The sequence below is a fragment of the Mesoflavibacter zeaxanthinifaciens subsp. sabulilitoris genome (assembly GCF_014191595.1).
GTDB classification, from domain to species: domain Bacteria; phylum Bacteroidota; class Bacteroidia; order Flavobacteriales; family Flavobacteriaceae; genus Mesoflavibacter; species Mesoflavibacter zeaxanthinifaciens.
In genome coordinates, this window is record NZ_JACHWV010000005.1 from 190365 (window position 1) to 205744 (window position 15380).

A 15380-nucleotide genomic window follows, 5' to 3' on the forward strand; every position below is an offset into this window, starting at 1 on the left:
TACTATCTAATAATTATGAAAAAAAACCGAGTCTTTGCTATGTCTTTTGCAAGTGTATATCCACATTACATCACAAAAGCCGAAAAAAAAGGAAAAACAAAAGAAGATGTTCATACCATTATTATATGGCTTACAGATTATACTAATGCAGATATAGACACAATTTTAGAAACTAAAATAGACTTTGAGACCTTTTTTGAAAAAGCACCAAAACTTAATCCTAACGTTGATAAAATTAAAGGTCTAATTTGTGGTTACCGTGTAGAAGACATTGAAGATCCTTTAATGCAAAAAATTAGATATTTAGACAAGTTAATAGACGAGCTTGCTAGAGGCAAAAAAATGGAAAGCATTTTAAGATCTTAAAAAAAGAAAAAAGCATCTTCTAAATGCTCAATATTAAATTGCTGTTCTTCTTTTACAATTGCTATAATATCAAAACGCACATCTACTTCTAGGTTATTTACAGTCACATACTCATCTACTGCTTTAACTAAGTTTTTTATTTGTTTTGGTTTTACAAAATCTTGCGGATTCCCAAAATCTGTTGTAGATCGTGTTTTAACTTCAATTATAGCTAAAACATCTTCTTTTTGAGCAATAATATCGACTTCAGCTTTATTAAAACGGTAATTACGTTCAACAATATCGTAGCCATTTTCAATTAAAAAATCGACTGCAAGTTGTTCTCCTTTTTTACCAAGCTGGTTGTGATTAGCCATTACTATTCAAATACAAGTGTAGATTTTGTTTTTTCAACTTTTAAAGTAGCTTTTCTACCTAAAATTAAAGCTCTATTATCATCTTCGTGTCCTGCTGGCATATTAAATGCAATCGGGAAATCATAATCGGCAAGTGCATCTAAAATTAGTTGTTCTATAGATGTTCCCCAAAGGGTCGTATTTTTTCTTAGCTTACTCATATCTCCAACAATCACACCTTTACAGTAATCAAAATAACCAGCACGTTTTAGACTTTGTAACATACGATCTATATGGTATTTGTACTCGCCAATTTCTTCAATAAATAATATTTTTCCAGAAGTATCAATACTAGTTTTACTACCTAACATAGTATGAAGTATCGTCAAGTTACCACCAACAATTGGTGCTGTAACTTCACCTACTTGATTATAATTTGAACCTTGTAAAGTATAACTTAAAGTTTCACCAAAAATGGCTTTTTTAAATGTCGCTATAGTTTGTTCTATTTCACTTTCATCCTTAGGTAAACTTACACACATCATCGCATGTAGACTTTGTACACCTAAATTATGTATTTGGTTATGTAGTGCTGTAATATCGCTATATCCAATAATCCATTTAGGCTGTTCTAAAAATTTAGTATAATCTAATTTATCCAAAATTCTAACCGTACCGTATCCGCCACGTGCGCACCAAATAGCTTTAATATTTGGATTATCTAAAGCATTTTGAAAATCTTCACAACGTTCTTGATCTGTACCCGCAAAATGATTGGCTTGATTAAACACATGTTTACCAACAACAACATTAAGATTCCATTGTTTTAATAAACGTTTTGCGCGTTCAATTTCTTCATTTCTGTGTTTTAAAATTCCTGATGGCGCTACAATTGCAACGGTATCACCAGCTTTTAAATATGGTGGTTGTATCAAATTTTCTGTTAGTTTTTTAAAGTTTGTATTTTGGGATATCATGGCGTTAGTTCCTGTAAAAAGAAACACCAATAAAGTAATAATTATAAATCTGTTTTTTGACATATTGTAAATGTACATTTTTTTTCTAAATCGCTGTTAAAATGTGTATTTTTACGGCTTCAAAAAGATTTTAAGATGTCAAAAAGATATACAATTACTGCTGCTTTACCTTATACTAACGGTCCTATTCATATTGGGCATTTAGCTGGTGTTTATGTTCCAGCAGATATTTATGCACGTTATAAGCGTCTAACCGGTAACGATGTTGCTTTTATCTGCGGAAGTGACGAGCATGGTGTACCAATTACTATAAAAGCAAAAAATGAAGGCGTTACACCACAAGAAATTGTAGACAGATATCATAAAATTATTAAAGATTCTTTTGAAGAATTTGGTATTAGCTTTGATAATTACTCACGTACATCGGCAAAAATTCATCATGATACCGCTTCAGAGTTTTTCAAAACCTTATACGATAAAAACGAATTTGTAGAAGAAGTTACAGAGCAATTATACGACGAAGAGGCTAAACAATTTTTAGCCGATCGTTTTGTGATTGGAACTTGTCCAAAATGTGGTAACGAAGAGAGTTATGGTGACCAATGCGAAAAGTGTGGTACATCTCACAACGCAACAGATTTAATCAATCCAAAATCTGCAATAACAGGCAATACACCTACCTTAAAAGAAACAAAACACTGGTTTTTACCATTAAATAAACACGAAAACTTTTTACGCGAGTGGATTTTAAAAGGTCATAAAAAAGACTGGAAACCAAACGTGTACGGACAAGTAAAATCTTGGATAGACGATGGTTTACGTCCGCGTGCAGTAACTCGTGATTTAGATTGGGGAATTCCTGTTCCTGTAGAAGGTGGCGAAGGAAAAGTACTTTACGTTTGGTTTGATGCGCCAATTGGTTACATCTCTTCTACTAAAGAATGGGCAGAACGCGAAGGAAAAGATTGGGAACCATATTGGAAAGACCAAGACACTAAATTAGTTCACTTTATTGGTAAAGATAATATCGTGTTTCACTGTATTATTTTCCCGTCTATGTTAAAAGCAGAAGGTAGCTACATTTTACCGGACAATGTACCTGCTAACGAATTTTTAAATTTAGAAGGCAACAAATTATCAACCTCAAAAAATTGGGCAGTTTGGTTACCAGAATACCTAAAAGATTTTCCTGGTAAACAAGATGTATTGCGTTATGCTTTAACTGCTAACGCACCAGAAACCAAGGATAACGATTTTACATGGAAAGATTTTCAAGCCAGAAACAACAACGAACTTGTTGCTATTTTTGGTAACTTTATTAATCGTGTTGTTGTTTTAACTAACAAATATTATAATGGTATTGTGCCAATGCCTTCAACATTTACAGCTATAGATGAAGAGACGTTAGCTGCTGTAAAAGCCTATCCTGCGGTTATTGAAAGCTCTTTAGAACGTTATCGTTTTAGAGAAGCAAGTCAAGAACTTATGAATTTAGCACGACTTGGTAACAAATATCTTGCAGATGAAGAACCTTGGAAATTAGTAAAAACAGACGAAGCACGCACACAAACCATTATGTATGTTGCTTTACAAATTGCAAGTGCTTTAGCTACATTATCAGAACCGTTTTTACCATTTACTTCAACTAAATTGAAACAAATTTTGAATGTCACATCGAGCGCAGTCGAGATGTCTTGGAGTGACATTTCAACAAAAGACGTGTTATTACCAGCTAATCACCAAATTGGTCAAAGCGAATTACTTTTTAATAAAATTGAAGACAAAGACATTCAAATTCAATTAGATAAATTAGAGGCTAGTAAAAAAGCAAACGAAGCTGCTAACAAAAAAGTAGAGCCACAAAAATACACGATTACTTTTGATGATTTTACAAAATTAGATTTACGTGTTGGAACTATAATTGAAGCCGAAAAAATGCCTAAAGCCAAAAAATTACTAGTTTTAAAAGTAGATACTGGCATAGATGTACGCACTATTGTTTCTGGTATTGCCGAGAGTTTTACTGCAGAAGAAGTTGTTGGTAAACAAGTAACGGTTTTAGTTAACCTAGCACCAAGAGCTTTACGTGGTGTAGAAAGTGAAGGTATGATTTTAATGACCGAAAATGCCGAAGGTGATTTAGTATTTGTAAATCCTGATACAACGGTCAAAAATGGGTTGCAGATTAGTTAGGTTATGAGGTACATGTTTTGTTTTTTACTTTTTTGTTGTAGCATTTCTTTATGGAGTCAAACTGAAGTTTTGACTTTTAAAAATCTTGAAATGTCAAAACGAGTTAGAAAAAATTCTTACACTATTTCTAATTCTATAACTAATGATTTAGCTATAATTTTAGTTGAAAACAAAGATATCTATGCTTACTTAAGTGATTCTAACTTTAAAGTTAATTCTACACAATTTATTAAAACAAAAAACATAAAATCTAAATACAACAAAGTTTTAGGCTTTAGTATCAAACAAAACAACTACCACGTACTTTACACTAATGATTCTAGAAATAAATTCTCAATTTTAAAATTAGATTTTAATAATTTTTCAGGAGAATCTATCGAGGTTGATCTTAATTTAGATAATGACCTATTTTTAGACGCTATCAACTATAAAAACAAATTATATATTTTATCTGCTAATAGTGATTCTATACTTAATCTTAGAGTATATAATAATGAAGGATTTGATTTAGTAAAATCTTTTGAATTAGAAGAAATTAAAGACGAAACTAACTTAATTAGCACAAAATTTCAGTATGGTCTTTTTATGTTTTCTGGTAAAGAAAAAACAAACATAACCAAAATTGAACAAAGAGTTTTTAACTCGATTGAACAAACTTCTGCCAAAAACAAAATGTATCAAAATGATAAATCCATATACTTAACTTTTGATGTCAACGAATTGGCAACACATTTATATAAAATAGATTTAGAGCAACTAAATTTAGATTACAAAATCTATCCTTATCCAAAATCTAAAAGTCACGAATTTAAAAACTATAACTCGTTTATTTTTGAGAATAACATCTATCAAATAGCTTCATCTAAAGAAACTTTAAAGTTTGTGATCTCAGATTTTGATTCAAAAGTCATTAAAGAATTCAATATTTTTAGAGATAAAAAAATACATTTTAAAAATTCTCCAATAATACAAGAAGGTCAAACAGCTTTACCATTTGTTACTACTAGAGAGTTAGAAGAAACCCGAAAATATCTTAGAAAAATAAATAATGGTAATATCGGAATCAATGTTACAAAAAATGATGGTAATTACTATCTAACTTTAGGAGGTTTTCAAGTTATTACCCAACCAAATATGGGATCAGTAAATACTGTAAATGAAAATTTTACAGGTTATAACACTACTTATCTTTCATTTAATTCTTATACAACTACAAAGTCTACTTATTTTAATTCAATTTTAGATTCTAATTTTAATCATGTAAAAGGTAGTTTTGAATCAACACCTTTTAATAAAATAAAAGACTATAAATCGACATTAAAATACTCTAGTGGTGAAGATGTTTTTTTTCATAAAAACGACTTATTCTTTGGCTATTTTAACCAAAAAGAAAGTTCTTATCACCTATTAAAGTTTTAAATAATTAGTTTTCTAGTTTTTAATAATAACTTTTATTTAAATAAAGTCACGTATTAGTGTTCTAATAAAAATTGAAGTTTATTAATGATTTAAAATTTAATTTTTATAGTTGTTAAAGTTAAAAACTGTTAAAACAAAACACCTTAAAACAACAGTTAACATGCTGACAAACTGTTCTTTACAATAAAAACCACAAAGCGAAAGATATGATAAACTTGTCTTAATTAGTCGTCTAAAAAGTGATGATTTTCGTAACTTATAATAGTTACAAACCAAAAACCATTACTATGAAACGACTAATTTTATTATTAGTGACTTTAAGTATTATCTCATGTGGAACACCAAAAACAGTGAGAGATTCTAAAAAAGTCATTAAAGGCGATTGGGTTTTAAACTCGATTACCTACAACCAAACAGGTACTTTTAACGTTACACTTTTTGACGATGCTTCAAAATCTTGTTTTGAAGGTAGTACTTGGCAATTTATTCCTAACAACAACACAGGAATTTATACAATTAACTCGGCAGGATGTATGTCTGGCGAAAGAAACTTTGTATTTACCATACAAGAAGTAAGTCCAGAAATGGGATTATACGACTTTTTATTAAAGCCAACCAACGAAAAAAATAAGTCTGAAACTAATCAAGGTTACCGTGTTAATCTATCTCAGTTATCAGACACCAACATGCAATGGAAACAAACCGTTAGTTTAGACGGACAACCATTTGTAATTACAATGAACTTTACCAAAATTTAAAACTAAAAAACCATGAAAAAGACAATTAACAAGATTTCAATATTCAGTCTAACACTACTAATGTGCATTGGACTAACCAATTGTAATGCAGTAAAAAATGCTAATAATAAACAAAAAGGTGCTGTTATTGGTGCAACAAGTGGCGCTGTTTTAGGTGCTATTATTGGTAATAACGTAGGAAAAGGCGGAAACGGAGAATTAGGAGCCGTAATTGGCGGTGTAGTTGGTGGTACTGCTGGAGTACTTATAGGAAAGAAAATGGATAAGCAAGCTCAAGAAATTGAGCAAGAAATACCAGGCGCAGAAGTAGAACGTGTGGACGATGGTATTGTTGTTACGTTTGATGAAAATAGTGGTGTCTATTTTGATACTGAAAAGTATAACATTAACGCTGCTTCACAAGCTACATTAAACAAATTAATAGGTGTATTTAAAGAATACCCAGATACTAATTTATTAGTCGTAGGTCATACAGATAGTTCTGGATCTGACGATTATAACATGACACTTTCTAAAAACCGTGCGTATGCAGTAACTAATTACTTAACTAGCAATGGTATTAGCAGTACAAGATTAACAACAAATTGGTTTGGAGAAACACAACCAATGTATGATAACAGTACTGCCGAAGGACGTGCTAAAAATAGACGTGTAAATATTGCTATTTTACCAAATGAAAAAATGATACAAGACGCACAAAACGAGTCTAATTAATAATTATTTGAATATTGAAAAAGAGGTGTGAATTTTAAATTACACCTCTTTTTTATTTATATCGTATTCTAAGGTATAAAGCAAGTGCTCTTATCATTAAAAAAGGGAAAATAATAAGTACAGATCCAAATAAATTTGTTGGTGTAAACGTTTCTGGAAAGTTACGTACTATAAAAAGCATAAGAATAACTCCTAAAATAATAGATACATGAAGCACTAACATATTAGGTGTAAAAGCACCAAAACTAACTTTAACTGGTGTTTGTTTTATGTGTAGTAATACACGTTCTATAGTCACAAATAATAGGTTAATATTAAAAAACCAGTTTCTAAAGAATAGTACTTTCATGTTAGTAAAAATAAGTACTTCATTATTCCAATTTGCCATAAACCCGAAAAAGACAACAATAAAAATAAAATAAACTCCCATTTGTATAATAGAACCAAATATGGATGTTGTTTTATTGCTGGCAAGCACAGCATTTTTATTTCTTTTGAAAAAAATCCTATCTATAATTATTCTAATAAGCTCGTTCCACCAGAAAAATAAAATCACATAAAATACGGTTGTTTGTCCGCTCCAAATTGATAGCGCTGTAAGTAATGTAAACACTAAAAAATCCCATTGGGAATAATATTTTAATGGTTTTTCTAAAATAGAAGAAAAGCTATTCATATGATTTTATATTTATCTGGTTTATTGAAAATATTATGAAAGATTTTTTAACTGTTTAATTCATCTATACTAACGTCGTACAATATGTTAACAAAAGTAGCTTTGTGTAAAAGTAAATTTTGATGTGCTTGTACTTTATTATAAATATGTTCTGACACATTAATAACACCGTTACTAGTTTTTATTTGAAAAGCTGTAGATTTTGTGTTAGAAGTTGTCTTTAACTTATCTATTACCTTAACCTTATTTAGTGATTTTAAATAACCATTTCGTTTAAATTTTGCATATTGATTAATTTGAATAAAGAATTTAAAAGAGTAGTAAACAAATGCTATAATCAATGGTATTAGAAATATAAAAATACCTTTCCATAGTACAAAAAGCAAGACTGTAATTGGTATTAGATATATTAGGTTTTTTCGTGTTTTTTTGAAAAATATTTTTTTGACTAATTCAATATCATTTTCTCTCATAGGAAGAGATTTTTCTATATTATCACAATTTTGCTTTCTTATTGTTGAATTATACGACTCTGTTGTTTCAGTATTTTTTTCTAAAACATTAAAGGCTAAAACTTCCTTTTTTTTAGGACTAACTTCTAGGTAAACTTTATCATTTATTTTAACCTGAGAAAACTGTTTATAATTAACACTGTGTTGTTTGTCTTCTATTGTAATGTAATAATGTGTTTGCGTATTTTTACGTGAAGACCCATTTCTATGAGATCCACCTCTATTATGTCGTGCAGAAGAAGACGTGTGTTTATTTATTCTCTTATCGGTGACAATGCCAGTATAGCAATGTTTTATACCTTTTTTTAAATCAGTATAAGTACTCCAAAAAAAATAAGATATAAATAGTGCAAAAATTAGGGCAAAAGCTGTAAAAACAAAAACAGGAATATTTCCCATTTGACCTGTTGACAACACAAAATTATAAATGAAGAAAAAAATTGCACCTACAAAAGCACCAAATACTATAATATATACATATTGTCGCTTAAGCTTTTTTCTATCTTGTAATGATAGCGGTTTGATTTCATAAAAATTTTGAGTTGCCATGTATTATAATTGATTTAGACTTTGGTGAATATCCTTAAATTTTTCAAGCACTTTATCATTAAATTTAGTTTCGCCAACAACGGTGCCGTTAGTTAAACTGGTTTTATAAAATTGGATACTGGCAATGGTTTCTGTTTGTACATTAACATCTGCCTTAGCATAAGTTATTTTATTCTTTTGGTCATCTGTTACATAATCAAAAAAGACAATTTTAGAATGTTTTAATTTATCCTTGTTTTTTGAGTAAAATTGTGCTGTTTGGTTAGAATAACTTCTTAAGCTAAAAGGCAAGTTATCCTTTGGTGCTTCTTCGTTAAAACGCTTAATACCTTTTTGTAATTTATTGATAGCAAATTCATTTTCATTTAAGTCAAACTGCAATGTAAAATCGTTTAGATATGTTGTTACTAAAACATTTGAGTTTAGCGATACGTATGATGTAATTTCTTTTCCTTCAAGATAGAGATAGTTGATATTTTGCTCTATTTCATTTTGACCTTTTTGAGTTTTAATGGCTTTGTAAAGATTTCCTTTTATAGAATAAAAATAAGTGGTTTTAGAGTTGTTTATATCTGATTTAATTTGGTGCAACTTATTGTTTTTATAATCGTAAACAATATTATTACTTTCTCCATTTTTATGAGTTATAGTTTCTTTAATTAGTTGTCCGCTAGCATTATAAGTATAAGAATGTTTTTTATTTTTCTTAGTGTTACTGTACTTAAAAACACGTTTATAAAGTCTGTCATTTTTGTAATAGCTTTTTGTTTTTTGCCAAGATTTGTTTTTTAAATTTTCAATATGGTGTTCTTTTATAAAGCCATTTTTGTTAAAATGATATACAGTTGTCTTAATTGGCTCTTTATTTAGATTGTAGCTAATAGCCTTTACTTTTGTAACCTTTTGTGTAAAACCATAATCTATGTTACTTATATCAGGAAGTGATTGAGCAAAGCTAAGAGATTGGAAACCTAATAAAACTGCAGTAAATAGTATTTTATTTATTTTGTTCATTATTAATTATTTTCAGCAATTAATACCTTGTTATTAAGGTACCATTAGACCAAATACCATAACTATCTACTGTCCTTGATTTATTAAAAAACACACCAAAACCATCTCTTTGACCATTAGTAAACCTACCAAAATACCTTGTTCCTGATGACTTATATGACTCATCACCTATTCCATTTGCTTTATCGTAATAATACTCTCCAAAATAAGAAGTCCCATTTTTCCAGAAATAACTTCCGAAATAATGTTTTTTCCCGTTAGAGAAAAATCCACGATATGTGTCTCCGTTAGTAAAAAAATAGGTCCCAAAACCATCTTTGCAATTTCCTATACAATTATTAATCTTTCTGTTATCAAGATAGTTCTGTGATAATAAATTTCTTGTTCTTTTTCCTTCTTGATAAAAACCAACTTCTGTTATTTTTCCATTTTTTGAATAATAACCGTAACCGTTTTGTTTACCATTTTTCCACTGACCAAAGTATGTACTTCCTGTTTCGTACCATTTGTATAGTCCATAACCTTCTCTTGATCCATTAACAAAGTTTCCTTCATAAAACCCTGATCCTTCATAAGTTTGCAGACCATAACCATTAGCTTTACCGTTTTTAAAAACTCCTTTAATTGTATAGGTTTGACCTTTATATTCTCCATAACCGTTATTACAATTACCAGATACACAACCTACATTACTATTAGTGTTAACATTAGTTGTTGTATTTAAAGAAGGAGTTGTTTTTTTAATGTTTATGACTTCTAATTTTTTAGTCTTTTTATTTACTTTAATGGCTTTACCTGTAACTTCGCCATTAATAAAACTTCCAAAATAAATATAATCTAAGGTTGATACATGACCATTTCCTGTTGGCTCTCCATTTATATTAAATTGCCCCACATAAAGTCTATTATTTGCTTTCCATTTTCTTGTTCCTACTTTGTATGGTTTTCCATTTTTAAAAAAGCCTATATAAGAATCTTGATTATTGTATATGATAGCCCCATAACCGTCTACACAGTTACCTTGACATGAATTACCCACCTTTTTATTAAGATAATCTTGACCTAAGTTTGTTACTAATTTCCCATCTTGATAGATACCTGCTTCTGATGTAATATTATCCTTAGTTAGATAACCGTAACCTGCTATTTTATCGTTTTTCCATTCTCCGTAATAAATAGTATTGGAGGCTTTCCAAGTATAAACACCATAGCCTTCTCTTTTTCCGTCATTAAAATTGCCAATATAATTATCGCCATTACTAAAAATTTGATTTGCATAACCGTTAGCTTGACCATTTTCAAAATATCCTGTAATAGTCATATCATCTAATTTATATTCTCCGTATCCATTATTACAGTCTCCAGACATACAATTTGTAACTACATTAGAGTTATTTTTATGTTCTTGAATTTTACTTTCTATACCGTTGTAATACGTTATTTCTGTCTCATCCAAAACCTTTTCAAATATTTTAGAATATTTTCTTCTAAAATTACCATACTGGTCAAAACTCATATCTATAGCATTTTTTTTATACGCTTCGTGACCGTCTTTTGTAAATTCAAATGCTTGTGGATTGTTAAAAAAAGAAAAAGATTTGTAACGATTTAAAACACCAGGAGAGTAAATTCCTTTTTTAATTAGCTCTCCATCTTTATAAGAGCTAGCATTAATTTTTAATTTATCACCATTAATTTCATAACTTAATGTTATTAAATACTTACCATATTTAGATTCTTTTCTTTCTTCTGTTAATTGACCTTTTTGATTGTATTTAAATGTTATCAAATCATTTTGACTACCATCTGGATTAATAGTTTTAATAGACACTAATCGTTTATAATTATCGTAATTAAATTCTGTTGTATAGTTGTTTTCTCTATTTACTTCTTTATAGATTAAACCATCTTTATTATAAATAAAATCGGATATAGAAGTATATGTAACTTCACCTTTACTATTTATTGCTGTTTCTTTTAAAGACTTTATTATCCCAAAACCAGAATAAGAATATTCGTATTTTCTTCTAAAAGATTTACTTGGTCCAGAAGTTAGCTTTTTGGTTAAAAATCCGTTTTCATTAAAATCTAGATTTAGAGTTCTTTCTACAAAATCTAGAGAATAAGATTTTTTTACTTCGCCATTTAAATTGTAATGATTAAGTGTATAATATTCTGCAGCTGGATTAAGTGGTGCATTTTGCCAATCTATGGTTTGTGAATTTGCTTTTACTACAAATAGTAAAATTAAACTTACTAATATATGTTTCATCTTAAATTATTTAGTAGTTACAAATTCTTCGGTAAAATTATCGTCCCATTTAAAGGCATTTACAATCCAACCGTTTTTACTTTTGTAATAGGTAAATATTAAACGTACTGCTGTATTTTCATATTGGATTAAATATGTTTCGCGTTTTGCTATATCACTAATAGTTTCATCTTTCACCTTTAAATAATTAAAAGGCGCTCCAAAACGATTACTAATTATATTGGTATACTTTATAATTTTTTCTTTTAAAGTTTCAATCTCATTTTGCGGTATTGGCCAATATGGCGTAAGAATTTGAAATGCTTCATTTATTTTATTTTGCTTAAAAAGTGTCGTTACTTCTACAGACATTTGCTTAGTACTTGACACATCTTTTAATAGCTTGGTTTGAGAAATTGTTTGAAAAGAAATAAAGCAGGTTAAGATTAATAGTAAATGTTTCATTTTAAATATAATTATGGTTTAAAACAAAACTAGGTTTAAAGAAGACTTAAAACTATACGATATATGACGTATTTTTGCTAATCATAACATTTATATTTGCCTTTCATTTTTTAAAGAAATCATGCTTCTATTAAACTACATTCAATCCAAAACTAACCTATCAGAAACCTCTATAAAAAACACTGTTACTCTTTTAAATCAAGATTGTACAGTTCCTTTTATTTCTAGATACCGTAAAGAAGCAACTGGCAATTTAGATGAAGTTGAAATTGGTGCAATTGTTAAATATAAAGAAGAATTTGAAACGCTTGAAAAACGTAAGGCAACCATCTTAAAAGCATTAGAAGAACAAGATGTTTTAACAGACGAATTAAAAACGAAAATTGAAGCTTGCCAAGACAGTACAACACTTGAAGATTTATATTTACCCTACAAGAAAAGCCGAAAAACTAAAGCCGAAACTGCAAGAAAAAACGGATTAGAACCATTAGCAAAAATCATAATGAGTCAAAATGCTAATGATATAGAAAACATCGCAGTTAAGTACATAAAAGGTGAAGTAACATCTACCGAAGACGCTTTAGAAGGCGCAAGACATATTATTGCCGAATGGATTAACGAACGTACCGATATTAGGACTAGTTTAAGACAACAATTAGAGCGTTATGCTATGATTTCCACTAAAGTGGTAAAAACAAAAAAAGAAGATGAAGAAGCTCAAAAATTTAAAGATTATTTTGATTGGGAAGAAAGCCTAAATCGCATACCATCGCACAGATTATTAGCTATTCTTAGAGCCGAAAAAGAAGGCTTTATTCGTGTAAAAATTGAAATTGATAATGACCGCGCTTTAGAACGAATAGACCGAAAAATCATAAAATCTGACAACGCATGCGCCGATCAAATAGAAATAGCAATAACCGATGCTTACAAACGATTATTATTTCCATCGTTAAGTAACGAAGCATTACAAAATGCCAAAGAAAAAGCAGATGATGAAGCGATAAACATCTTTGCCAAAAACTTAAAACAATTACTGTTAGGATCGCCTTTAGGCGAAAAACGTGTTTTGGCTATAGATCCTGGTTTTAGAACAGGTTGTAAAGTAGTTTGTTTAGACGAAAAAGGAGATTTAAAACACAACGAAACTATTTATCCGCATGCGCCAAAAAACGACCAAATCGGTGCCTTAAAAAAGTTGAGTACGTTAACTGAAGCTTACCAAATAGAAGCTATAGCAATAGGTAACGGAACAGCATCTAGAGAAACCGAAGCTTTAGTAAGAAAAATTAGATTTAAAACCGATGTGCAAGTTTTTGTGGTTAGCGAAGCTGGCGCTAGTATCTATTCAGCATCAAAAATTGCGCGAGAAGAGTTTCCAAATTATGATGTAACTGTTCGTGGTTCAGTTTCAATTGGTCGACGTCTTCAAGATCCTTTAGCCGAGCTAGTTAAGATAGATGCCAAATCTATTGGTGTTGGCCAATACCAACACGATGTAGACCAAAATAAATTGCAAAAGCAATTAGATGTTGTGGTAGAAAATTGTGTAAATGCAGTTGGTGTAAATATAAATACTGCAAGTAAAAGTTTATTAAGTTACGTGTCTGGTATTGGTCCAAAATTAGCAGAAAACATAGTAAACTATAGAAGCGAAAAAGGTGCTTTTTCTAGTAGAAAAGACATTAAAAATGTACCAAGATTAGGCGATAAAGCATTTGAACAAAGCGCTGGTTTTTTAAGAATTAAAGATGGAGATAATCCGTTAGATGATTCTGCAGTACATCCAGAAAGCTATGCTATTGTTACTAAAATGGCTAAGGACAAAGGCGTTTCGGTAAAAGAATTGATAGGTAATACCTCTACTTTAAAAAAGATTAATTTAAAAAAATATATTACAGAAGAAGTTGGTCTTTTAACTTTAGAAGACATTGTTAAAGAACTTGAAAAACCAGGTTTAGATATACGTGAGCAGGCAAAAGTTTTCACTTTTAATCAAAACATTAAAACGATTGAAGATTTACGCGAAGGACAATTATTACCTGGTATTGTAAATAATATTACTGCGTTTGGTTGCTTTGTAGATGTTGGTATTAAAGAAAGTGGTTTAATACACGTCTCTAACTTATCAGACAGTTTTGTAAAAGATGTGAATGAGCACGTGCATTTACATCAACAGATTATTGTTAAGGTGTTGAGTGTTGATCTTCCGCGAAAGCGTATTCAACTTAAATTACATAAATAGATGTTAAAAATAGCTTATCATCCTATTTACAGTCATCCTTTACCTGAAGGACATCGATTTCCTATGTTAAAATATGAGTTATTACCAAAACAATTATTACACGAAGGGACTTGTATAGAGGATAATTTTTTTGAGCCTGTAAAAATGCTAAATGAAAATCCTATTTTAGCAGTCCATGATGCTAACTATTTTTATGATTTATTAAATATAACACTAGACCAACGCGCTGCAAGAAAAATAGGGTTTCCTTTAAGTGAATTATTAATTGAACGCGAAATTATTATTGCAGATGGCACTATAAAAGCTAGTGAATATGCCTTAAAATATGGTATTGCAATGAATATTGCTGGTGGCACACATCATGCGTATACTAACCGTGGTGAAGCATTTTGCATGCTTAATGACCAAGCAATAGGCGCCAGATTTCTTTTAAATAATGGTTTAGTTAAAAAAGTTTTAATTGTAGATTTAGATGTACACCAAGGTAATGGTACTGCAGAAATTTTTAATAATGACTCCGCTGTTTTTACCTTTTCTATGCATGGAAAAAACAACTATCCCTTTAAAAAAGAACAAAGCGATTTAGATATTGAATTAGATAATAATGTTGGAGATAGTGAGTATTTATCTATATTAAAAAAAATGCTTCCGCAATTAATAGAAAAAGAACAACCCGATTTTATTTATTATTTATCTGGTGTTGATGTTATAGCTACAGACAAACTAGGCAAACTTAGCTTAACTATAGAAGGCTGTAAACAGCGCGACCAATTTGTTTTAGAAATTTGTAAATCTCAAAACATTCCGGTAATGTGCAGTATGGGTGGCGGTTATAGTCCTGATATTAAAGTAATTGTTGGCGCACATGCTAACACTTATAGATTAGCTCAAGATATCTTCTTTTAA

14 protein-coding genes are annotated in these 15380 nt (G+C 29.8%); 7 read left to right on the plus strand and 7 right to left on the minus strand.

All coding sequences use genetic code 11. The annotated features are described in order from the left end of the window. Positions 1-15: 15 nt before the first annotated feature. Positions 16-366: a DUF2200 domain-containing protein gene (locus FHS04_RS09065; RefSeq protein WP_106677275.1), complete on the plus strand. Its 351-nt coding sequence runs from the start codon at positions 16-18 to the stop codon at positions 364-366. On the opposite strand, the gene FHS04_RS09070 is transcribed toward FHS04_RS09065, so the two are convergent. Both FHS04_RS09070 and FHS04_RS09075 read right to left on the minus strand, forming a co-directional pair. Then, on the minus strand, positions 363-722 hold the full coding sequence (locus FHS04_RS09070) for a YraN family protein (protein ID WP_106677273.1): 360 nt from the start codon (positions 720-722) through the stop codon (positions 363-365). The genes FHS04_RS09065 and FHS04_RS09070 overlap by 4 nt on opposite strands. A gap of 2 nt (positions 723-724) precedes the next feature. Further along, a complete protein-coding gene (locus tag FHS04_RS09075) occupies positions 725-1741 on the minus strand; it encodes a S66 peptidase family protein (RefSeq protein WP_106677271.1) in 1017 nt (338 codons plus the stop codon). Positions 1742-1813: 72 nt separating this feature from the next. Between FHS04_RS09075 and metG the strand changes: the two genes are divergently transcribed. The 4 genes from metG (at position 1814) to FHS04_RS09095 (ending at position 6762) form a co-directional block, all read left to right on the plus strand. After that, positions 1814-3871, plus strand: a complete 2058-nt coding sequence (gene metG / locus FHS04_RS09080; RefSeq protein ID WP_106677269.1) for a methionine--tRNA ligase — start codon at positions 1814-1816, stop codon at positions 3869-3871. Between the two features lie 90 nt (positions 3872-3961). Beyond that, the gene (locus tag FHS04_RS09085) at positions 3962-5290 is read left to right on the plus strand and encodes a hypothetical protein (RefSeq protein WP_146131291.1); all 1329 of its coding nucleotides are present in this window, start codon (positions 3962-3964) and stop codon (positions 5288-5290) included. Between the two features lie 287 nt (positions 5291-5577). Continuing rightward, positions 5578-6048: a lipocalin family protein gene (locus FHS04_RS09090; protein WP_027879579.1), complete on the plus strand. Its 471-nt coding sequence runs from the start codon at positions 5578-5580 to the stop codon at positions 6046-6048. A 12-nt stretch (positions 6049-6060) separates the two neighbouring features. Further along, the gene (locus tag FHS04_RS09095) at positions 6061-6762 is read left to right on the plus strand and encodes an OmpA family protein (protein ID WP_027879580.1); all 702 of its coding nucleotides are present in this window, start codon (positions 6061-6063) and stop codon (positions 6760-6762) included. Positions 6763-6814: 52 nt separating this feature from the next. On the opposite strand, the gene FHS04_RS09100 is transcribed toward FHS04_RS09095, so the two are convergent. From FHS04_RS09100 to FHS04_RS09120, 5 genes are read right to left on the minus strand one after another with little or no spacing between them, the layout of a single operon-like run. Continuing rightward, a complete protein-coding gene (locus FHS04_RS09100) occupies positions 6815-7438 on the minus strand; it encodes a hypothetical protein (RefSeq protein WP_106677265.1) in 624 nt (207 codons plus the stop codon). 47 nt (positions 7439-7485) lie between these two features. Further along, positions 7486-8499 carry a UbiA family prenyltransferase gene (locus FHS04_RS09105; protein WP_106677263.1) on the minus strand — a complete coding sequence of 338 codons (1014 nt, stop codon included), beginning with the start codon at positions 8497-8499 and terminating at the stop codon, positions 7486-7488. A 3-nt stretch (positions 8500-8502) separates the two neighbouring features. Next, positions 8503-9513, minus strand: coding sequence for a hypothetical protein (locus tag FHS04_RS09110; protein WP_106677261.1), 1011 nt, complete (start codon positions 9511-9513; stop codon positions 8503-8505). A gap of 19 nt (positions 9514-9532) precedes the next feature. Continuing rightward, the gene (locus FHS04_RS09115) at positions 9533-11785 is read right to left on the minus strand and encodes an MORN repeat-containing protein (protein WP_106677259.1); all 2253 of its coding nucleotides are present in this window, start codon (positions 11783-11785) and stop codon (positions 9533-9535) included. Between the two features lie 6 nt (positions 11786-11791). Then, positions 11792-12229 (minus strand): hypothetical protein, encoded by a 438-nt coding sequence (locus FHS04_RS09120; protein ID WP_106677257.1) that lies wholly within the window; start codon positions 12227-12229, stop codon positions 11792-11794. A 121-nt stretch (positions 12230-12350) separates the two neighbouring features. On the opposite strand from FHS04_RS09120, the gene FHS04_RS09125 reads away from it, so the two are divergent. Both FHS04_RS09125 and FHS04_RS09130 read left to right on the plus strand, forming a co-directional pair. Next, entirely contained in the window at positions 12351-14474 is a 2124-nt protein-coding gene (locus FHS04_RS09125) for a Tex family protein (protein WP_106677255.1), read from the plus strand. Continuing rightward, the gene (locus FHS04_RS09130) at positions 14475-15380 is read left to right on the plus strand and encodes a histone deacetylase family protein (protein WP_106677253.1); all 906 of its coding nucleotides are present in this window, start codon (positions 14475-14477) and stop codon (positions 15378-15380) included.